The sequence below is a fragment of the Streptomyces sp. NPDC046349 genome, from assembly GCF_055587885.1.
Genome location: NZ_JBVJFK010000016.1, coordinates 104,154 through 125,086, shown reverse-complemented (window position 1 = coordinate 125,086; position 20,933 = coordinate 104,154). Strand labels below are relative to the sequence as shown.

Below are 20,933 nucleotides of genomic sequence, written 5' to 3'. Positions count from 1 at the left end.
CCGCAAGTAGCATGGTCGGGTGAGCGGGCGCTCAGCAACCTATGCCGAACGCGCCCCCGCGCAGCAGTGCCATCCCGCACCTGGAGGAGAGCCAACGTGCCTCGTACCGTCAGGGACGTCGTCTTCGTCGACGGCGTCCGCACCCCGTTCGGCAAGGCGGGCCCGAAGGGCATCTACAACGAGACCCGCGCCGACGATCTCGTCGTGAAGGCGATCCGGGAGCTGCTGCGCCGCAACCCGGACCTGGACCCCAAGAAGATCGACGAGGTCGCCATCGCCGCGACCACGCAGATCGGCGACCAGGGCCTGACGCTGGGCCGTACGGCCGGCATCCTCGCGGGCCTCCCGCAGTCCGTCCCCGGCTACTCCATCGACCGCATGTGCGCCGGCGCGCTGACCGCCGTGACCGCCGTCGCGGGCGGTGTGGCCTTCGGTGCCTACGACGTCGCCCTCGCCGGCGGTGTCGAGCACATGGGCCGCCACCCCATGGGCGAGGGCGTGGACCCGAACCCGCGTTTCGTCTCGGAGAAGCTGGTCGACGAGTCGGCCCTGTTCATGGGCATGACCGCCGAGAACCTGCACGACCGGTACCCGACGATCACCAAGCTCCGCGCCGACGAGTACGCCGTGCGCTCGCAGGAGAAGGCCGCCAAGGCGTACGCCGACGGCAAGATCCAGCAGGACCTGGTCCCGATCTCGGTGCGCAACACCAACGAGGCCGCGGGCGAGACGGGCTGGGGCCTGGTCACCACCGACGAGCCGATGCGCCCGGGCACCACGCTGGAGAACCTGGCGAACCTGAAGACCCCGTTCCGTACGCACGGCCGGGTCACCGCGGGCAACGCCGCCGGTCTCAACGACGGTGCCACCGCCGCGATCATCGCGTCCGAGGACTTCGCCCGCGAGAACAACCTCCCGGTCAAGATGCGCCTCGTCTCGTACTCCTTCGCGGGTGTCGAGCCGGAGGTCATGGGCTACGGCCCGATCCCGGCCACCGAGAAGGCCCTGGCCCAGGCCGGTCTGACGATCGACGACATCGGTCTCTTCGAGATCAACGAGGCCTTCGCGGTGCAGGTGCTGGCCTTCCTGGAGCACTACGGCATCGCCGACGACGACGCCCGCGTGAACCAGTACGGCGGCGCCATCGCCTTCGGCCACCCGCTGGCCTCCTCCGGCGTGCGCCTGATGACGCAGCTGGCCCGCCAGTTCGAGGAGCAGCCGCACGTCCGCTACGGCCTGACCACCATGTGCGTCGGCTTCGGCATGGGCGCGACGGTCATCTGGGAGAACCCGAACTTCAACGCCGAGGGAGACTCCAAGTGAGCACCACCGCTGAGCTCCTGAAGGGCGCGGCCGAGCTGTTCCCCGACGAGGTCGTCACGTCCGCGCACGTCCGCCACCTGGACCTGCCGTTCGGCGCCGGGCGCTTCGCGCTCATCACGCTGGACAACGGCTTCGACCACACCAAGCCGACCACCTTCGGTCCGCAGTCCCTCGCCAACCTGAACGCGGCGATCGACCAGGTCGAGCAGGAGGCCGCCGCCGGCACCATCGTCGGCGCAGGGCTGACCGGCAAGCCGTTCATCTTCGCGGTCGGCGCCGACCTCAAGGGCGTCGAGCTGCTGAAGAAGCACGACGAGGCGCTCGCCATCGGCAAGGGCGGCCACGACGTCTTCAAGCGCCTCTCGGCGCTGGCCGTCCCGACCTTCGCGTACTACAACGGCGCGGCGATGGGCGGCGGCGTCGAGGTCGGTCTGCACTGCAGCTACCGCACCGTCTCGAAGGCCATCCCGGCCTTCTCGCTGCCCGAGGTCTTCCTCGGCCTGGTTCCCGGCTGGGGCGGCTGCGCCATCCTGCCGAACCTGATCGGCGCCGAGCGCGCGGTCTCGGTCATCATCGAGAACTCGCTGAACCAGAACCGGCAGCTGAAGGGCAAGCAGGTCTTCGAGCTCGGCATCGCCGACGCGATCTTCGAGGGCGCGGACTTCCTGGAGCAGTCGCTCCTGTGGACCGCCAACGTCCTGAACGGCACCACCGAGGTCGTCCGCGCGGAGATCGACCGCGGCGAGGCCTGGGACGCGGCCGTCGCCAAGGGCCGCTTCATCGCGGACTCCAAGGTGCACGGCGCCGCTCCGGCCGCCTACCGCGCGCTGGACATCATCGCCGCGGCCAAGGACGGCGACCTCCAGGCCGGCTTCGACGCCGAGGACACGGCCCTGGCCGACCTCATCATGGGCGGCGAACTGCGCTCGGGCATCTACGCCTTCAACCTGGTCCAGAAGCGCGCCAAGCGCCCGGCCGGTGCCCCGGACAAGTCCCTGGCCCGTCCGGTCACCAAGGTCGGTGTCGTCGGCGCGGGCCTGATGGCCTCGCAGCTGGCGCTGCTGTTCCTGCGCCGCCTGGAGGTGCCGGTGGTCCTCACCGACATCGACCAGGAGCGCGTGGACAAGGGTGTGGGCTACGTCCACGCCGAGATCCAGAAGCTGCTCGGCAAGGGCCGCATCAACCAGGACAAGGCCAACCGCCTGACCGCCCTGGTAAGCGGTGTCCTGGACAAGGCCGAGGGCTTCGCGGACGCGGACTTCATCATCGAGGCCGTGTTCGAGGAGATGTCCGTCAAGCAGAAGGTGTTCGCGGAGGTCGAGGCGGTCGCCCCGGCGCACGCGATCCTCGCCACCAACACCTCCTCGCTGTCGGTGTCGGAGATGGCCTCCAAGCTCCGGCACCCGGAGCGCGTGGTCGGCTTCCACTTCTTCAACCCGGTCGCGATCCTGCCGCTGCTGGAGATCGTCCGCGGTGAGCAGACCGACGACGCCTCGCTGGCCACGGCCTTCGGTGTCGCCAAGAAGCTGAAGAAGACCGCGGTCCTCACCAAGGACGCCCCGGCGTTCGTCGTGAACCGCATCCTGACCCGCTTCATGGGCGAGATCCAGAACGTCATCGACGAGGGCACCCCGGTCGCCACCGCGGAGAAGGCCATCGAGCCGCTCGGCCTGCCGATGTCCCCGCTGGTGCTGCTGGAGCTCGTGGGCCCGGCGATCGGCCTGCACGTCTCCGAGACCCTGAACCGCTCCTTCCCGGAGCGCTTCACCGTCTCCCCGAACCTCAAGCGCGTGGTCGAGGCGGGCAAGCGCGGCTTCTACGTCTACGACTCCGGCAAGCCGGAGCTGGACCCCGAGGTCGCCGCGCTCCTGGTGCAGGGCGACTCCGTCCTGACGGAGGAGCAGGTCCGGATGCGCGTCCTGGACGCGGTCGCGCAGGAGATCGGCCTGATGCTGGAGGAGGGTGTCGTGGCCGAGGCCCAGGACATCGACCTCTGCCTCATCACCGGTGCCGGCTGGCCCTTCCACCTGGGCGGCATCACGCCGTACCTGGACCGTGAGGGCGTCTCGGAGCGAGTGAACGGCAAGAAGTTCCTCGCCCCCGGTGTCGCGAGCGTCCCGGCCTAGTCCGGGTCGCAGGCCGCTGTTCGACGGCCGGGCCCGCTCCCTCCGGGGGGCGGGCTCCGGCTGTTCGAATACCTGTCTAAGATTCACCCCCATGACGGAAACGCACGCGCGGCCCAGGCGCCGCCGACGCCGCATTCTGCGGATCACCCTGCTGCTGGTCGCCGTGCTGATCCTGGGCGCGGCCGGAGCGGGCTGGTGGACGTACAGCCACCTCAACGACAACATCGACAGCGTCGACCTCGACCAGGCGATCGGGGACAACCGGCCCGCCAAGGTGGTCGCGAACGCGCAGAACATCCTGGTGCTCGGCTCCGATTCGCGGGCCGGGGCCAACGGGGACCTCGACCAGGGCTCCGTCAGCGGGGCCCGCTCGGACACCGCGATGCTGGTGCACATACCCGAGGGCCGGGCCAAGGCCACCGCGGTGAGCATCCCCCGCGACACCCTGATCACCCGGCCCGAGTGCAAGGACCGCGACGGCAAGTCCGTGCCGTCCGCGAAGCGGGTCATGTTCAACTCCGTGTACTCGCTGGCCGGCCCGGCCTGCGTGGTCAACACCGTCGAGCAGATGTCCGGTGTGCGCGTGGACCACTTCGTCGAGGTGGACTTCGCCGGCTTCAAGGGCCTGGTGGACGCCCTGGGCGGGGTCACCGTCACCCTGGACAAGCCGATGAGCGGCGCCAAGGGCGGTCTGAAGCTCGACGCGGGCACGCACCGGCTGAACGGCGCCGACTCGCTGAAGTTCGTCCGTACCCGGTACGGCTACGGCGACGGCAGCGACCTCGGACGCATAGGCCTGCAGCAGCAGTTCATGCTGGCGATGCTGGCCGAGATCAAGAAGCAGGACGCGCTCGGCAACCCGGCGCGGCTCTACAAGCTCGCGGACGCCGGCACCAAGTCGCTGACCACCGACTCCGATCTGGCCTCGCTGACCGCGCTGTCCGACTTCGCGCAGAGCATGAAGGGTGTGAACCCGGAGACGATGGAGACCATCATGCTTCCGGTCGCCTACGACAAGGTGGACCCCAACCGCGTGGTCGTGGCCGAGCCGCAGGCCACCCAGCTGTGGGACGCCCTGCGCAAGGACGAGAAGGTCCCCGCCTCCGCGAAGGACTCCCCCGCCAAGGGCTGACGGTCCCCGCGAACGCCGGAGCCGGCCGTACGGGTCACCCGTACGGCCGGCTCCGGCGTTCGCGCGCCTGTGCCTTTCAGTACTTGGCGTCCGCGCCGACCTGGCCCAGACGGCTGTTCCGGCGTCCGTAGGCGAAGTAGACGATGACGCCGATGACCATCCAGATGCCGAAGCGCAGCCAGGTCTCGGCCGGAAGGTTGAGCATCAGCCAGAGCGAGGCCGCGATCGACAGGATCGGGATGAACGGCACCCACGGGGTGCGGAAGGCCCGGTGCAGGTCGGGGCGGGTCTTGCGGAGGACGATGACACCGAGCGCGACCACCACGAAGGCGAACAGGGTGCCGATGTTGACCAGTTCCGCCAGGCTCTCCAGGCTGGTGAAGCCCGCGACGATCGCGATGACCCCGCCGAGCAGGACGGTCGCCCGGTAGGGGGTGCGGTACTTCGGGTGCGTCACGGAGAAGACCCGGGGCAGCAGTCCGTCGCGGCTCATGGCGAAGAACACACGGGTCTGGCCGAGCAGCAGGATCATGCACACGGTGATCAGGCCGACGGACGCGCCGAGACTGATGGCACCCGAGAAGAATGGCTGGTTCACCGATTTGAAGGCCTCGGCGAGCGGGGCGGTCGCGGACATCTCCGAGTACTTCTGCATGCCCGTCACCACGAGGGTCACAGCGACGTAGAGCACCGTGCAGATGAGCAGCGAGCCGAGGATGCCGCGCGGCATGTCCCGCTGGGGGTTCTTGGTCTCCTCGGCCGCCGTCGCCACGACGTCGAAGCCGATGAAGGCGAAGAAGATGAGCGAGGCCGCCGTGAAGATGCCCATGACGCCGAAGTTGGTGGGCTCGTAGCCGAAGAGCAACTGCACCAGCGGCGAGTGCCAGCCGCTGCTGCCCTCGGCCTGTGGCTGGGCCGGCGGGATGAACGGCGAGTAGTTGTCGGCCTTGACGAAGAACAGGCCCGCGATGATGACCAGCAGCACGACCGTGACCTTGATGGCGACGACGACCGCCGTGATGCGGGCCGACAGCTTCGTACCGACGACCAGGATCCACGTCAACACCAGGACCAGCAGGAAGGCCAGCAGGTCGAAGTGGCCGCCGGCGTCGGGGCCGGACAGGGAGGTCGGCAGGGTCCAGCCCAGGTTGGTGTCCATGAGGTGGCGCACGTAACCGGACCAGCCGACCGCGACCACCGCCGTACCGAGCGCGAACTCGAGCACCAGATCCCAGCCGATGATCCACGCGGGCAGTTCGCCGATGGAGGCGTAGCTGAAGGTGTACGCCGATCCGGCCACCGGCACGGTGGACGCGAACTCGGCGTAGCAGAGCGCCGCGAGGGCGCAGACGATGCCCGCTGCCACGAAGGCGAGGGCGGTTGCGGGTCCGGCGTTGTTCCGGGCCGCGATGCCCGTCAGGACGAAGATGCCGGTGCCGATGATGACACCCACACCGAACACCGTCAGGTCCCAGGCGGAGAGCGACTTGCGGAGCGCGTGTTCCGGCTCCTCCGTGTCGCGGATGGACTGCTCCACCGTCTTGGTGCGGAAGGGGCTGTTCGTATCCCTACTCACCGACGCACCTCCGAACAGGTGTCGACGCACGCGAACGGGCCGGGAGGCCCACTCCTCAAGAGTGATCTCCCGGCCCGTGACGTGCAACCGCGCGGCGATCTAGGGGGCGTGGCCGCCCCTAGTCGACGGTGGCGGCCGGCTCGCTGTCGTAGCGGCCGTCGAGCTTGGCCACCAGGCCCGTGACCTGCCGGGCGATGTCCGGGGCGGTCAGGCCGATCTCGGCCATGATCTCCTTGCGGAGGGCGTGGTCGAGGAAGCGCTGCGGGATGCCGAAGTCGCGCAGCGGTACGTCGACGCCCGCGTCCCGCAGGGCCTGCGAGACAGCGGCGCCCACACCGCCGGTGCGGCCGTTGTCCTCGACGGTGACGACCACGCGGTGCCGCTCCGCGAGCGGGGCCAGGGCCTCGTCCACGGGCTTGACCCAGCGGGGGTCGACGACGGTGGTGGAGATGCCCTGCTTGTCGAGGAGGTCGGCGATCTCGAGGCACATGGGGGCGAGTGCGCCGACCGATACGAGCAGTACGTCCGGACGGGTGACCTCGGGGGCCGGGGTGCGCAGCAGGTCCATGCCGCCGATGCGGCCGACGGCCGGTACGGCCGGGCCGACGACGCCCTTGGAGAACCGGACGACGGTCGGGGCGTCCTTGACCTCGACGGCCTCGCGGAGCTGGGCGCGCAGCTGCTCGGCGTCGCGCGGCGCGGCGAGGCGCAGGCCGGGGACGACCTGCAGGATGGACATGTCCCACATGCCGTTGTGGGAGGCGCCGTCGTCGCCGGTCACGCCGGCCCGGTCCAGGACGAAGGTGACGCCGCACTTGTGCAGGGCGACGTCCATCAGGACCTGGTCGAAGGCGCGGTTGAGGAAGGTGGCGTACACCGCGAACACCGGGTGGACGCCGCCGGTGGCGAGGCCCGCCGCCGAGGTGGCGCCGTGCTGCTCGGCGATGCCGACGTCGTAGATGCGGTCCGGGAAGGCCTCGGCGAACTTGTTCAGGCCCACCGGGTGCAGCATGGCGGCGGTGATGCCGACGACGTCCTCGCGATCGTGGCCGATCTTGACCATCTCGTCGGCGAAGACGGAGGTCCAGCTGGCAGCCGCGGTCTTGACCGGCAGGCCGGTGTCCGGATGGATCACGCCGACCGCGTGGAAGCGGTCCGCCTCGTGCTCGAGGGCAGGGGTGTAGCCGCGGCCCTTCTGGGTGAGGCAGTGGACGATGACGGGGCCGCTGAAGCGCTTGGCGCGCTGCAGGGCGGACTCCAGGGCCTCGATGTCGTGACCGTCGATGGGGCCGATGTACTTCAGGCCGAGGTCCTCGAACATGCCCTGCGGGGCGATGAAGTCCTTGAGGCCCTTCTTGGCGCCGTGCAGGGTCTCGAAGAGCGGCTTGCCGACGACCGGGGTGCGCTCCAGGAGCTCCTTGCCGCGGGCCAGGAAGCGCTCGTAGCCGTCCGTGGTGCGCAGGGTCGCCAGGTGGTTGGCGAGGCCGCCGATGGTGGGGCCGTAGGAGCGCTCGTTGTCGTTGACGACGATGACGAGCGGGCGGTCCTTGGCGGCGGCGATGTTGTTGAGCGCCTCCCAGGCCATGCCGCCGGTCAGCGCGCCGTCGCCGATGACGGCGGCGACGTGGTGGTCCTCGCGGCCCAGCACCTCGTTGGCCTTGGCCAGGCCGTCGGCCCAGCCGAGCACGGTGGAGGCGTGCGAGTTCTCGATCACGTCGTGCTCGGACTCGGCGCGCGAGGGGTAGCCGGACAGGCCGTTCTTGGTGCGCAGGCCGGCGAAGTCCTGGCGGCCCGTGAGCAGCTTGTGGACGTAGGCCTGGTGGCCGGTGTCGAAGAGGACCTTGTCCTTGGGCGATTCGAAGACCCGGTGCAGGGCGATCGTCAGTTCGACCACGCCGAGGTTGGGGCCGAGGTGCCCGCCGGTCTTGGAGACGGCGTCGACGAGGAAGGACCTGATCTCTGCGGCGAGCTGGATCAGCTCCTCCTGGCTGAGCCGGTCCAGATCGCGCGGTCCCTTGATGCGGGTCAGCAGCACCCGTGCCTCCTTGCAGTTGCTTGCTGGTCTGTCGAGTCTAATGTTCCGCTCGCGGGCGCGGTCATCGGGCCGTCCCGGCGGAGTCACAGCTTTGTCATACATGTGCACGCCACCGTGCGGCCACACATCGCATACGGGCGTATACCCGCACAGGAGTACCCGCGTTTGTACGCACGGATGCCCGGCGCCACACGAAGTGGCGCCGGGCACTGTGACCGTTCTTACCGCCGCGATGCGCTCCGGCGGGCAGTCGGACGCGCGGTCAGGCGCGTCCGGCCGTCTTCTGGGTCTTGCGGGTGACCGAGTCGATCACCACGGTGGCCAGCAGGACCGCGCCGGTGATCATGTACTGGATCGGCGTCGCGATGCCCTCCAGGGCCAGACCGTACTGGATCGAGACGATGACCATGACACCCAGGAGGGCGTTCCAGGTCCGGCCGCGGCCGCCGAAGAGGCTGGTGCCGCCGATCACGGCCGCCGCGATGACGTTCATCAGCAGGTCGCCTGCACCGGCGCTCTGGTTGGCCGCCGCGATCTTGGAGGCCCAGAACAGGCCGCCGATGGCGGCGAAGGTGCTGGAGATCGCGAAGACCGTGATCCGGATCCGGGTGACGTTGATGCCCGAACGGCGGGAGGCCTCGACGCTGCCACCCAGTGCGAAAACGTTTCGTCCGAAGGTCGTGCGGCGCAGCAGGAAGTCCGTGACGACCAGGGCCAGCAGGAAGAGCACCACCGCGAGGGGCAGGCCCTTGTACTGGTTGAACAGCACGGCGGGGCCGAAAGTGCACAGCGCGAGCAGGCCGGTGCGCAGCAGGATCTCGGCGAGCGGCCGGGAGGGCATCCCGGCGGCCTCGCGGCGCCTCGCGTCGAGGAAGGCCGCGAGGAAGTAGCCGGCCACCGCGAGCGCGGCCAGCCCGTAGGCGACGGCCACGTCCGAGAAGAAGTACGTGGTCAGCTGGCCGACCACGCCGTCGGAGTCGATGTTGATCGTGCCGTTGCTGCCGAGGATCTGCAGCATCGCGCCCAGCCAGAAGAGCAGGCCCGACAGGGTGACCGCGAAGGCCGGGGCCCCGACCTTGGCGAAGAAGAAGCCGTGGATCGAGCCGATCAGGGCTCCGCCGACGATGGCCGCGATGATGGCCACCCATTCGTTCACGCCGTGGGTGACGGCGAGAACGGCGACGATGGCGCCCGAGACACCGCTGACCGAGCCGACCGAGAGGTCGATCTCACCGAGGAGCAGCACGAAGATGATGCCGATGGCGATCATGCCGGTGCCGGTCATCGTGATCGCGATGTTGCTGAGGTTCTCCGGGGAGAGGAAGTTCGAGTTCAGCCCCTGGAAGATGGACCAGATGACGATGAGACCGATGACGACCGGGAGGGAGCCCAGGTCGCCGGCCTTCATCTTGCGCTTGAACTCGCCCCAGTAGCCGGCCAGGCCCTCTTCCCTGACGAGCAGGCGGGGGTCCACGGCCGGGATGGCGTCGTGCGCGGCCGCCGGGTTGACAGGGTCGATGTGCTCCTGCGCGGCGGGGCCCTTGTCCAGTGGATCGGTGGCAGGGTTCTGGGTGCTCACTTGCCGGCCTCCGAGGTGCGGGCCGCCCGGCGGGTCACGGCGTTGTCCGTGGCACCGGTGATGGCGGAGATGATCTCTTCCTGCGAGGTGTCGGCGACGTTGAAGACACCGTTGTTGCGGCCCAGCCGCAGGACCGCCACCTTGTCGGCGACGGCCTTCACATCGGCCATGTTGTGGCTGATGAGGATGACGGCGTGGCCTCGCTCGCGCAGCCGCTCCACCAGGTCGAGCACCTGTGCGGTCTGCTCGACACCGAGGGCCGCGGTGGGCTCGTCGAGGATGACGAGCTTGGGCTCGCCCAGCATGGAACGGGCGATCGCCACGGTCTGGCGCTGACCGCCCGACAGCGAGGCGATGGGGATCCGGACGCTGGGGATCCGGATGGACAGGGTGGTCAGGAGCTCGCGGGCGCGCCGCTCCATCTCCACCTCGTCGAGGACACCGAACTTCTTGAGCTCGCGGCCGAGGAAGAGGTTGCCGACGACATCGATGTTGTCGCACAGCGCCAGGTCCTGGTAGACCGTCGCGATGCCCAGGTTCTGGGCGTCGTGGGGCTTGCCGATGGCGACCGGGCGCCCCTCCCACTCGATGACTCCTTCATCGATGGGGTGCACGCCGGCGATCGTCTTGACCAGCGTGGACTTACCGGCACCGTTGTCGCCCACGAGGGCGACCACTTCACCGGAGTGGATCTCGAGTTCTACGTCGGTGAGGGCCTGAACGGCGCCGAACCGCTTCGAGACCCCTCGCAACGCCAGCACGGGCGCAGCGGACACATGAACCATCTCCTTCGCCGCCTGACCGGCGGGGATGTCGTGCAAAAGAGCAGGAGCGGGACGAATGGGGGAGGAACGTTTCTGCCCGGCGCCCCGCCCGGTGGCGGGGATTGAGGGGGAGGGGCGCCGGTCAGGCACGGGGGGCCGCCTCACGGAGAGGCGGCGGGGGCCGCTACTTCAGGCCGATGGCGGCGCAGGCGGCCGCGTACTTGTCGGTGCAGATCTCGTCGACCGTGTAGACGCCGTCCTTGACGACGGTGTCCTTGATGTTGGCCTTGGTCAGCGAGATGACCGGGATCAGCACGGAGGGGACGCCCTTGGTGGTGGGGCTGTCGACCGTGGAGGTGGTGCCTTCGGGCTTGCCGCCCTTGGCGAGGGCGACGGCCATCTTCGCGGCGGCCTCGGCCTCGGGGGCGTACGGCTTGTAGACGCTCATGAACTGCTCGCCCGCGACGATGCGCTGGACGCCGGCGAGTTCGGCGTCCTGGCCGGTGACCGGGGGCAGCGGGGAGACGCCGGCGGCCTTGAGGGCGGTGATGATGCCGCCGGCCATGCCGTCGTTGGCGGAGTAGACGCCGATGACCTTGTCCTTGCCGAGCGCGGAGAGCGCGGCCGCCATGTTGGTGTTGGCGTTCTCCGGCTTCCACTCGACGGTGTCGTACTCCTTGCCGACGTTCACCTTGCCGTCGAGCTCGGAGTGCGCGCCGGACTTGAAGAGCTTGGCGTTCGGGTCGGTGACCGAACCGTTCATCATGACGATCTGGCCGTCCTTGGCCTTGTCGCCCAGCGCCTCGAGCAGGGCCTTGCCCTGGACCTTGCCGACCTCTTCGTTGTCGAAGGAGGTGTAGGCGTCGATCGGGCCCTCGGCCAGACGGTCGTAGGAGACGACCGGGATGCCGGCGTCCTTGGCCTTCTTGACCGAGCCGGCGATGGCCTTGGAGTCCACCGCGTCGATGATCAGGACGTCCACCTTGTTGGTGATCATCGTGTCGACCTGGGAGTTCTGCGTGGTCGCGTCCTGCTTGGCGTTGGCGTAGACGACCTCGCCCTTGCCGCCGGTGAGCTCGGCGACCTTCTTCTCGATGAGCGGCTTGTCGAACTTCTCGTAACGCGCGGTCTGGTTCTCCGGCAGGAGCAGACCGACCTTGATCGCGTCGCCCTTCGCCGCGCCGGAGGACTCCTTCGTCTTGTCGCCGGCCTCCTTGGCGCTGCCACAAGCGGCGAGGGAAACGGCCATGGCGCCGGCGGCTACGGCTACGGCGGCTCTGCGCATACGCGTGTTCATTACTTGAACCTCCCTGACGAGGCCGCTACGCCGCGGCCGAGGTGGATGTGAGTCAACCCCGGCCGCGTTTTGCCGTCAAGGAGTGAATACTTAACGAGATGACAACGGTGCCATTCGTTATCTACCTGAAGGCAAGACGGCTGGAGCTCGCACTCCACTTCCATGATCTGACAAAAGTGTCGAATCGCCCATCTCACTCAGCACGAGAGCCAGTGCGCCCAGCACCTCGGCCCGGCCGCCCAGGGACCCTGTCAGCACCGACAACTGCCGGGCCGCGCTGGGGATCGCGTACCTCCCCACTGATTCACGGATGGGGGCCAGGACGAGTTCACCCGCCTCCGCCAATGAGCCGCCCAGCACCACCCGGCTGGGGTTCAGGAGATTGCACAGGCTGGCCACCCCGCTGCCGATGTGGCGGCCGACGTCGGTGATCACCCGGCGGCAGCCGGGATCCCCGTCGCGGGCCAGCTCCACCACCCGCTCCATCGTCAACTCCGGCCCGTGCGTGCCCTGGAGCAGCGGCAGTACGTAGCGGGCCGCGGCGAAGGTCTCCAGGCAGCCGCGGTTGCCGCAGCGACAGACCGGGCCCGATTCGTCCAGGGTGATGTGCCCGATCTCGCCCGCCGTGCCGCCCGGGCCCCGGTAGATCTGGCCGTTGATCACCAGGCCGGCGCCGACGCCGCTGGCCACCTTGATGTAGGCCAGGTCCTTCACCCCGCGCCCGCTCCCCCAAACGAGTTCACCGAGGGCGCCGAGGTTCGCGTCGTTGTCCACGTAGACGGGCACGCCGAGGCGCTGCGAGAGCTCCTGGCGCGGATTGATCCCCGCCCAGCCCGGCAGGATCGCGGTCGAGCCCAGGGTCCCGGACTCCACGTCGATCGGACCGGGGACGCCGAGACCTACGCCGATGACCTTGTCCAGGGCGACTCCTATGCCCTCGATCAGGCGTCCGACCAGCGCTTCCGCACGGTCGAAGCCGTCCGCCCAGGAGGCGTCGACGTCCAGCGGTTCGGTCTCCTCGGCGAGGACCTGGTGGGCGAGGTTGCCGACGGCCACCCGCAGGTGGGTGTGGCCGAAGTCGACGCCGATCACGATCCCCGCGTCACCGCTGAGCGACACGCTCCGTGCCCGCCGGCCGCCGGCCGAGGTGTCGGTGACCTCGACCGTCCCGCCGTCCTTCAGCTCCCGGACGATGTTGGAGACCGTGGCCGCCGACAGTCCGGTGGTGCGGGCGATCTCCGCCTGGGTCAGCGACCCCGCGAGCCGCACCGCCCGTACGACCCGTTCGAGATTCGCGCGGTGCAGCGACGACTGCGATCCGGGAGTCTGCACGACTCATCCACTCCTGCCCATTAGCGACGGCCAGCCGTCGCCCCCCGGCCGGGACCCATCGCGGCTTCGCGCTCCGAGACCCCGGCGTCTCTCCAACTTGTGAACCTTAAGTCGAGCCTTTGCGCATCCGCACGTCAAGAGGCTGACACGACACGAAACGGGCCTAACGGCCGAAAGAGGGAGGGAGTGGCCCACCGGATCGTGTTACGGTCGCTGAGGCGCCGGTAATCTGCGGCCTTTCCGGCCGGACCGGGCGCCCGCCATGTCAAGCGCGACGCGAGGAGGTGTTCGGGATGAGTCCCGATCGAAGTCCTCGCAGCGCTGTCTCCGGCTGACCCGCCGAACGGCTGATCTGCCGAGTGCTCTTTGAATGCGCACGGCAGCGGTGTACCGCTGTCCCCTGCGCCGCTGCGTACATCTCGCACGTCCACTCCTCCGGCAGCACCGGTCGGCTCCGTCCGGTGCGCGCCTTCCCTGTCCGTCGGCATCGGCGTCGGCCCGCGTGGCCGCCGCACGCCGACTCCCCATCACTCCGCGTGACCGTTCGGCTTCGTGCTGCCCGGAAAACGCGGAAGGAGGTATGTGCCATGACCATGCTCACCCCTCGCACCCCGGCCACGCTCGCGCCGCCGGGCCGGTCCCGCCGCGAGCGCAGGGCCGCCGAGCTCGCGTCCCGCACCCGGCTCGCCGGCGAGCGCCTCGCAGGCATCAGCGCCGCCCCCGGCGTGCGGGCCCTGCAGTCCGTGGACGCGTCCCCGAGCGGCCTCACCCAGGCCGAGGCCGCGCTGCGCCTGGAGCGCCACGGTGCCAACGCCGTCGCCCAGGAGCGCGCCCCCCGCTGGTACGTCCAGCTGGCGAAAGCCTTCCGGAACCCCTTCATCGCCGTTCTGGCCTTCCTCGCCGCCGTCATGTACTGGCAGGACCCCGCCGACCCGGGTGTCGTCATCCTGTCCGTGATGGTGGGGATCAGCGGGCTGCTGCGGTTCTGGCAGGAGTATCGCTCCGGCCGCGCCGCCGACGCCCTCGGTCAGCTGGTCACCACCACCTGCGCCGTCCGGCGCCGGGCTGGCAGCGGCTGCGCCCCCACCACCTTCGAGGTGCCCATGGAGCAGGTGGTCCCCGGCGACGTGGTCGAGCTGGCCGCCGGCGACCTGATCCCGGCCGACCTGCGGCTGCTCACCGCCAAGGACCTGATGATCAGCCAGGCCGCGCTCTCCGGCGAGTCCCTGCCGGTGGCCAAGGCCGACACCCGCACGCAGGATTCCGGGCAGCAGGCCACCACCGACCCGGTCGAGGCCGACAACCTGGCCCTGATGGGGACCTCGGTCACCTCCGGAACCGCCACCGGGGTCGTCGTCGCCACCGGCTCCGACAGCTACTTCGGCTCGATGGCCGGCTCCCTGGCCGGCGAGCGCCCGCAGACCAGCTTCGACACCGGTGTGCGCAGGGTCAGCCTCCTGCTGATCCGCTTCATGTTGGTCATGGTCCCGGTCGTCTTCATGATCAATGGCCTGACGAAGGGCGACTGGGACGAGGCCTTCCTCTTCGGCATCGCCGTCGCCGTCGGCCTGACCCCCGAGATGCTCCCGATGGTGGTCTCCGCCAACCTGGCGCGCGGCGCGGTCGCGATGTCCCGCCGCAAGGTGGTCGTCAAGCGGCTGGACGCGATCCAGAACCTGGGCGCGATGGACGTGCTGTGCACCGACAAGACCGGCACCCTCACCGAGGACCGGATCGTCCTGGACCGCTACCTGGACGTGCACGGCGACGAGGACGGCGAGGTCCTGGAGTACGGCTACCTCAACGCGCACTTCCAGACCGGCCTGCGCAACCTGATGGACCAGGCGGTCATCGACCGCGTGGGCGAGGCCGAGGAGGTTGTCGTCGACGCACGGTTCTCGATGGTCGACGAGATCCCCTTCGACTTCGCCCGGCGCCGGATGTCCGTGGTCCTGGCCCGCAACGCCCTCGTGGGCACCTCCGGACCGGTCGAACACGTCATGATCACCAAGGGGGCGGTCGAAGAGGTCCTGGACCTCTGCACGCACATGACCGACCGCGGCCGGACCGTCGAGCTGACCGAGCAGCTCCGGTGGCACGCGACCCGGATCGCCGAGGACAACAACCGGCGGGGCCTGCGAGTCCTCGCGGTCGCCACCCGCACGCTCGACACCCCGCGCGACACCTACTCCGTCGCCGACGAGGACCGGCTGACCCTGGTCGGCTTCCTCGCCTTCCTCGACCCGCCGAAGGCCGACGCCGCCCGGGCCCTGGAGGGCCTCGCCGACAAGGGCATCGCGGTGAAGGTCGTCACCGGCGACAACGACCTCGTCGCCGCCCGCGTCTGCGCGGACGTCGGCCTCGACGTGGGAACCGTGGTCCTCGGCCCCGAGACCGACTCCCTCGACGACACCGAACTGCGCGCGCTGGCCGCCCGTACGACGGTCTTCGCCAAGGTCAACCCGGTCCAGAAGGCCAGGATCGTCCGGGCCCACCAGGCGGACGGGCACACCGTCGGCTTCCTCGGCGACGGCATCAACGACGCGGCCGCGCTGCGCGACGCCGACGTCGGCATCTCCGTGGACACCGCCGTCGACATCGCCAAGGAGTCGGCGGACATCATCCTGCTGGAGAAGGACCTCACCGTCCTGGAGCAGGGCGTCCTCCAGGGCCGGACCACCTTCGGCAACACGATCAAGTACATCAAGATGACGGCGTCCTCGAACTTCGGCAACGTCTTCTCGGTGCTGGTCGCGAGCGCCTTCATCCCCTTCCAGCCGATGCTCGCGATCATGCTGCTGGTCCAGAACCTGGTCTACGACATCGCGCAGCTGGCGACCCCGTGGGACCGGATGGACGAGGAGTACCTGCGCAAGCCCCGGAACTGGGACGCCAAGGGCATCGGCCGCTTCATGGTCACCATCGGCCCGATCAGCTCGATCTTCGACATCGCGATGTTCCTGATCATGTGGCACGTGTTCGCGGCCGACAGCGCGGGGAACCAGGCCCTCTTCCAGTCCGGCTGGTTCGTCGAGGGCCTGCTCTCGCAGACCCTGATCGTCCACATGATCCGCACCCGGAAGATCCCTTTCGTCCAGTCCCGCGCCTCCTGGCCGGTGATGGTGATGACCGTCCTCGCGGTGCTGACCGGGCTCTGGCTGCCCTTCTCACCGCTGGCCTCCTCGCTGGGCTTCGTCGCCCTGCCGACGGGCTACTTCCCGTGGCTGATCGGCGTGCTGCTCGCGTACTGCACGCTGACCCAGCTCGTGAAGACCTGGTACATCCGCCGCTTCGGTACGTGGCTGTAGCCGGAGGCCGAATGAATTGAACACGTTCAGCCCGGCTGGCACTATGGATCCGTGACATCGCCGGCCGGGCGGACGCGCCCGTCCGCCCGGCCGTCAAGGGGGGGTGAGCATGCGTCAGAAACGGTCGTACGGCCGCGTGCTGGTGGTCTCGACGCTGGTGGGATGCCTGGAGGTCGCGCTGACGGCGGTGGTGGTCCTGGTGTACGTGCGGACGCAGCCGCCGCCGGACACGCCCTCCGACTGGGCCGGCATCGGGGGGAGCCTGATCGCCCTCACGCCGCTCGTCGCCTTCGTCTCGTTCCTGCTGACGCTGGTCTTCGTGCTGCCGGCGGTCGCGCTGGTCGACCTCCTCTCCCGGGGGCTCGGCGGGCGTACGGCCTGGTGGGCGGGGCCGCCGGCGGTGGCGGCCCTGCTGGCGGCGCCCGTCCTGATCTTCGCGACGTACAACGACGCGGAGACGGGGGACACGCTCGTCTTCTGGGCGTCCGCCACGGCCTCCCTCTCCCTGGGCGTGGTGGCCGCCCTCCCCCGGGGCGAGGGGCTGCTGCGGCGGGTGGCGCTGTGGGGCACGGCGGTGGTGGCGGGGACGGGCGTGTTCGGCGCGCTCGGGCTCGCCGTCGGCCTGCTGCCCGCGTACGAGCCGCCGCGGATCGGGCCCGAGACCATGACCGGCAGCTGGTTGGACCACACGGGCAACACCCTGGTCTTCACCCCGGACGGCCGGGTCACCGCCTCCGGCGTCGGCGTGCACCGGCCCGGCGATCACCCGGACGACCCCTCACGGCGGTGCTCGGGCTCCGGCACCTGGTCGTACGAGCCGGGGCGGGACGTGTGGTCGCAGGAGGTCCGCGTGGAGATCCCCGAGTGCCACTGGCAGGCCTGGGGCGTCGACGGCACCGCCGGGGAGCCCCGGATCCGGCAGGAGATCGGCGGCCCCGGCACCGGGCGGCTGTACAAGCTGCGGAAGGTTTGAGGACCGCGCCTGCCCCCGGGGCCGCTACTTCAGCGTCGCCGAGGTCAGGCCTGCCTGGATCTGGCGCTGGAAGGACAGGTAGACCACCAGCATCGGGATCATCGCGATGGTCACGCCCGCGAAGAGCACGGGCAGGTCGGTCTCGTAGCCCTGCTGCTGCTGGAGCTGGATCAGGCCCTGGGTGAGGAGGTAGCGCTCGGGGTCCGAACCGGTCTGGGGCTGCATCAGCACGGAGGGCAGGATGTACTGGTTCCACTGGCCCAGGACGTTGAAGATCCCGACGCTGATCAGGCCGGGCTTGGCCATCGGGACCATCACCTGGAAGAAGATCCGGGTGTCGGAGGCACCGTCGATCACCGCGGCCTCGTGCACCGCCGTGGGCAGCGTGCGGAAGAACGAGTGCATGAAGAAGACGGTGAACGGCATCGAGTACGCCACGTACACCAGGATCAGACCCTGGTAGGTGTTCAGCATGTCGAACCGCTTGACCATGAAGAACAGCGGGACGAGCGCGAGGAAGACGGGGAACATCGCCCCGCTGACGAAGAAGTAGTAGATGAACCGGTTGCCCGGGAAGGGGTAGCGGGCCAGGACGTACGCCGCCATCGAGCCGAGCAGCATCGTCAGCGGGACCGAGAACACCATCACGATGAGGGTGTTGGCGAAGTAGTCGCCGATGCCCTTGTCCCAGGCCCGCCCGAAGGCATCGAGGTTCCAGTTCGTGGGCCAGCTGAGGGCCGAGCCGCCGATCTGGGCGTCGGTCTTGAAGGAGCCGAGCGCCAGCCAGATCAGCGGCAACACGATCAGCACCGCCCAGAGGACGAGGAAGCCGTGGGAGAAGACGTTGAGGACCATGCCCTCGGAGCGTCCCGCGCCCCGTTCCCCGCCGGTGCCGGCTCCGCCGGACCGCTCCGCGGCGGATTCGCCCGGAGCCTTGATCACTGTGGTCATGACGGTCTCCGGCTCAGAACTCGATGCGCTCGCGGCGGGTGGCGCGCAGCGTGATGACGGAAAGGATCATGGTGAGGACGAGCATGACCACGCCCATGGCGCAGGCGTAGCCGCTCTTGCCGAAGTAGAGGAAGTTCCTCATCAGCACCGTGGCCATGACCTCGCTGTGGTGGTCGGGGCCCCCGCCGAACTGGCCGGAGGTCATGGTCGACACCAGGACGAACATGTCCATCGCGGCGATGCCCAGGTAGACCGCGGAGGTCTGTACGGAGTCCCACAGCAGGGGCAGGGTGACCCGGAAGAAGGTCTGGGCGCGGCCCGCCCCGTCGAGGAGGGCCGCCTCGTAGATGTCCTTGGGGACGGACTGCATGGCCGCGGAGAACAGGACGAGGTAGAAGCCCACACCGTGCCAGACCACCACGAGGAGCAGGCACCACAGGACGAGGTTCGGCTCGTTCAGCCATTCGACGGGGTGCATCCGGTCTACGATGCCGAGCCGGATGAGGACGCCGTTGAGCAGGCCGCCCTCGTCGGTGCGGTACACGGCGCCGAAGAGCACCGCGAGGATGGCGAGGGAGAGCACCTGCGGGAAGAAGTAGACGATCTTGTAGAAGCGTGAGCCCGCCACGCCCTGTACGCCGCCTGCCCCGCCCCGCCCGCCCGCGTTCACCATGAAGGCGAAGAAGAGGGCGAGCAGGATGGTGACCACCGGGACGAACACCAGGAGCAGCAGGTTGTTCCAGAGGGCTCCGCGGAAGACCTCGTCCTTCAGCAGGGCGGAGTAGTTGTCCATGCCGACGAAGTCGAACGTGGGCGACTGACCCGACCAGTTGGTGAAGGAGTAGCCGAACGTCTGTACGTACGGCCAGATGACGAAGGTCAGGTACAGCGCGAGGGGTGCGAGGAGGAAGCCGGCGATGAAGCCGGCCCGTCCCCTGCCCTGGACTACTTGGCTCATGGTGTCCGTCCCTGGTGTGCCGGTGACCGGTGGGGCGTGCTTCAGCTGCGACGGTTGTTCTTGGCGTTGGGGTCCTGCGCCGCCTTGTTGACCGCCGCCTGGGCCCGCTTGATCCACTCCTTCGGCTGAATCCGCTTGGCCATCAGCTCGTTGGACGCGTCCTGGATCGCCGTGTCCATCTCGCTGTACCAGTCGGGGTAAAGGTAATTGAAGGTGTTCGTTCCCGCCGCCTTGAGGGCGGTCACCGCCGACTGGGTGCCGGGACGCAGTTGCACGCCCGGGTCCACGCCGTCCTTGACCACGGTGAGCGAGTTGGCCTGCTGGGCGAAGATGGTCGACCATTCGCGGGACAGCATCGAACGGATGAACTCCAGGCCGCCCGGCTTGTTGGCGGCCTTCTCCGGGACGATGAAGGGCTCGCCGGCGCCGGCCCGGATGGCCTCGAAGGGCAGCTTGCTGTCCGCGAGCACCGGGACCGGCAGGAACTGCATGTCGAAGTCGTCGGGCGTCTGCTTGAGCTGCTCGTTCTCCAGCCAGGAGCCGGACGGGATGAAGGCCGCCTTGTACTGGTTCCAGGCGGTCTGGGACTCGGTGTGGGTCAGGCCGTTCGTGCCCGGCAGGAGCAGGTCCTTCTCGACCACCTCGTAGACCGCCTCGACGGCGGCGAGGGCGGCCGCGCTGCCCTCGAAGGCGTTCGGCTCCAGGTTGTCGATGGCCTTCATGGCCTCCAGACCGCCCTTCTTGGCGATCAGGTCCATGATGACGACGTTGATGTAGTACGGGTACTTGCCCTGGTGGGCGAGGCCGCCGAGGCCGGCCTCCTTGGCCTTGGCGCAGGTCGCGAGGAACTCGTCCCAGGTCTTGGGCGGCGTCCAGCCCTTCTCCTTGAAGAGCTTCCCGGAATACCAGAAGCCGTAGACGGTGTAGACGTAGTTCAGCGACACGAACTTGCCTCCCTGCGTGCCCTGTTCGATGGTGCCCGCGATGAGCGTGTCGCGGACCTTCTTGCTCGGGTCGTCGAGGGAGGGGGCGTCGAGCACGGGGGTGAGGTCGGCGAGCTGGTTGCTCTTGAAGAGCACGTCCAGCTTGATCCTCTGGGCGCCGGAGTTGTCGACGACGTCCGGCGGGTTGCCGCCGTTGAACCGGGTCTGGAGCTTGCCGGTGATCTCCTGGGTGCCCAGGTGGGAGCTGGTCGTGCCCCACTTCTTGTCGAAGGCGGCCTCCCAGGCCTTAGCGTAGTCGTCGCCGAAGCCGCCCTTGAAGACGACGACGTCCATCTTGCCGCCCTTCGAGACGCCGAAGGGGTTCTCCTTGGAGACGGCGGCCTTGTCGGGGCCCTTCGTCGTGTCCCCACCGCCGGAGGCGCAGGCGGACAGGAAGCTCATCGTCGGCACGCTGATCAGTCCGAGCGCTGCGGAACGCTTGATCAGATCACGGCGGCCGAGGCCCTCACCGGTGGATCCCATGCTCATGTCCTCGCCTTCGTCAGGAGTGTGAAGGAGGCCGGAAATCGCGGCAGTTGCCGTGCACGCGGGCATGACCGCAGGTCCCCCCGGCATCCCCCGGCCCGGGGCCGCTC

At 69.1% G+C, this 20,933-nt stretch carries 14 protein-coding genes; 5 read left to right on the top strand and 9 right to left on the bottom strand.

The genetic code is table 11. The features are described 5' to 3' along the window. Positions 1-96: 96 nt before the first annotated feature. The 3 genes from ACZ6JS_RS31700 to ACZ6JS_RS31690 all read left to right on the top strand — a co-directional run bounded on the left by ACZ6JS_RS31700 (position 97) and on the right by ACZ6JS_RS31690 (position 4,581). Positions 97-1,323 carry a thiolase family protein gene (locus ACZ6JS_RS31700; RefSeq protein ID WP_030847655.1) on the top strand — a complete coding sequence of 409 codons (1,227 nt, stop codon included), beginning with the start codon at positions 97-99 and terminating at the stop codon, positions 1,321-1,323. Next, a complete protein-coding gene (locus ACZ6JS_RS31695) occupies positions 1,320-3,449 on the top strand; it encodes a 3-hydroxyacyl-CoA dehydrogenase NAD-binding domain-containing protein (RefSeq protein ID WP_469303083.1) in 2,130 nt (709 codons plus the stop codon). Before ACZ6JS_RS31700 ends, ACZ6JS_RS31695 begins: the two co-directional genes overlap by 4 nt. Before the next feature lie 91 nt (positions 3,450-3,540). Further along, positions 3,541-4,581 carry an LCP family protein gene (locus tag ACZ6JS_RS31690; protein ID WP_469303082.1) on the top strand — a complete coding sequence of 347 codons (1,041 nt, stop codon included), beginning with the start codon at positions 3,541-3,543 and terminating at the stop codon, positions 4,579-4,581. 76 nt (positions 4,582-4,657) lie between these two features. On the opposite strand, the gene ACZ6JS_RS31685 is transcribed toward ACZ6JS_RS31690, so the two are convergent. From ACZ6JS_RS31685 to ACZ6JS_RS31660, 6 genes are all read right to left on the bottom strand, one after another. Beyond that, positions 4,658-6,157: an amino acid permease gene (locus tag ACZ6JS_RS31685; RefSeq protein ID WP_469303080.1), complete on the bottom strand. Its 1,500-nt coding sequence runs from the start codon at positions 6,155-6,157 to the stop codon at positions 4,658-4,660. Positions 6,158-6,275: 118 nt separating this feature from the next. Then, positions 6,276-8,192 (bottom strand): 1-deoxy-D-xylulose-5-phosphate synthase, encoded by a 1,917-nt coding sequence (gene dxs / locus ACZ6JS_RS31680; protein ID WP_469303078.1) that lies wholly within the window; start codon positions 8,190-8,192, stop codon positions 6,276-6,278. A 262-nt stretch (positions 8,193-8,454) separates the two neighbouring features. Next, entirely contained in the window at positions 8,455-9,741 is a 1,287-nt protein-coding gene (locus tag ACZ6JS_RS31675) for a sugar ABC transporter permease (protein ID WP_469303182.1), read from the bottom strand. A gap of 26 nt (positions 9,742-9,767) precedes the next feature. Then, entirely contained in the window at positions 9,768-10,556 is a 789-nt protein-coding gene (locus ACZ6JS_RS31670; RefSeq protein ID WP_469303076.1) for an ATP-binding cassette domain-containing protein, read from the bottom strand. A 163-nt stretch (positions 10,557-10,719) separates the two neighbouring features. Further along, positions 10,720-11,832 (bottom strand): sugar ABC transporter substrate-binding protein, encoded by a 1,113-nt coding sequence (locus ACZ6JS_RS31665; RefSeq protein WP_469303074.1) that lies wholly within the window; start codon positions 11,830-11,832, stop codon positions 10,720-10,722. A 117-nt stretch (positions 11,833-11,949) separates the two neighbouring features. Beyond that, complete coding sequence (locus ACZ6JS_RS31660) at positions 11,950-13,164, bottom strand: ROK family transcriptional regulator (RefSeq protein WP_469303072.1); 1,215 nt, start codon at positions 13,162-13,164, stop codon at positions 11,950-11,952. Positions 13,165-13,751: 587 nt separating this feature from the next. Between ACZ6JS_RS31660 and mgtA the strand changes: the two genes are divergently transcribed. Both mgtA and ACZ6JS_RS31650 read left to right on the top strand, forming a co-directional pair. Then, positions 13,752-16,472, top strand: coding sequence for a magnesium-translocating P-type ATPase (mgtA, locus tag ACZ6JS_RS31655; protein WP_469303070.1), 2,721 nt, complete (start codon positions 13,752-13,754; stop codon positions 16,470-16,472). 109 nt (positions 16,473-16,581) lie between these two features. Then, positions 16,582-17,445 (top strand): hypothetical protein, encoded by an 864-nt coding sequence (locus ACZ6JS_RS31650; protein ID WP_469303068.1) that lies wholly within the window; start codon positions 16,582-16,584, stop codon positions 17,443-17,445. A 24-nt stretch (positions 17,446-17,469) separates the two neighbouring features. Here the strand turns inward: ACZ6JS_RS31650 and ACZ6JS_RS31645 are convergent, their stop codons facing one another. From ACZ6JS_RS31645 to ngcE, 3 genes are read right to left on the bottom strand one after another with little or no spacing between them, the layout of a single operon-like run. Next, the gene (locus ACZ6JS_RS31645) at positions 17,470-18,396 is read right to left on the bottom strand and encodes a carbohydrate ABC transporter permease (RefSeq protein ID WP_469303066.1); all 927 of its coding nucleotides are present in this window, start codon (positions 18,394-18,396) and stop codon (positions 17,470-17,472) included. A gap of 13 nt (positions 18,397-18,409) precedes the next feature. Continuing rightward, positions 18,410-19,354 (bottom strand): carbohydrate ABC transporter permease, encoded by a 945-nt coding sequence (locus ACZ6JS_RS31640; RefSeq protein ID WP_469303064.1) that lies wholly within the window; start codon positions 19,352-19,354, stop codon positions 18,410-18,412. 41 nt (positions 19,355-19,395) lie between these two features. Next, the gene (gene ngcE, locus ACZ6JS_RS31635; RefSeq protein ID WP_469303180.1) at positions 19,396-20,820 is read right to left on the bottom strand and encodes an N-acetylglucosamine/diacetylchitobiose ABC transporter substrate-binding protein; all 1,425 of its coding nucleotides are present in this window, start codon (positions 20,818-20,820) and stop codon (positions 19,396-19,398) included. Between the last annotated feature and the right edge of the window lie 113 nt (positions 20,821-20,933).

Coding starts and splice junctions, on each gene's coding strand:
- ACZ6JS_RS31670 (WP_469303076.1), bottom strand. CDS start 10,556: ATGGTTCATGTGTCCGCTGCGCCCGTGCTGGCGTTGCGAGGGGTCTCG.
- ACZ6JS_RS31665 (WP_469303074.1), bottom strand. CDS start 11,832: ATGAACACGCGTATGCGCAGAGCCGCCGTAGCCGTAGCCGCCGGCGCC.
- ACZ6JS_RS31645 (WP_469303066.1), bottom strand. CDS start 18,396: ATGACCACAGTGATCAAGGCTCCGGGCGAATCCGCCGCGGAGCGGTCC.
- mgtA (WP_469303070.1), top strand. CDS start 13,752: ATGACCATGCTCACCCCTCGCACCCCGGCCACGCTCGCGCCGCCGGGC.
- ngcE (WP_469303180.1), bottom strand. CDS start 20,820: ATGGGATCCACCGGTGAGGGCCTCGGCCGCCGTGATCTGATCAAGCGT.
- ACZ6JS_RS31690 (WP_469303082.1), top strand. CDS start 3,541: ATGACGGAAACGCACGCGCGGCCCAGGCGCCGCCGACGCCGCATTCTG.
- ACZ6JS_RS31650 (WP_469303068.1), top strand. CDS start 16,582: ATGCGTCAGAAACGGTCGTACGGCCGCGTGCTGGTGGTCTCGACGCTG.
- ACZ6JS_RS31640 (WP_469303064.1), bottom strand. CDS start 19,354: ATGAGCCAAGTAGTCCAGGGCAGGGGACGGGCCGGCTTCATCGCCGGC.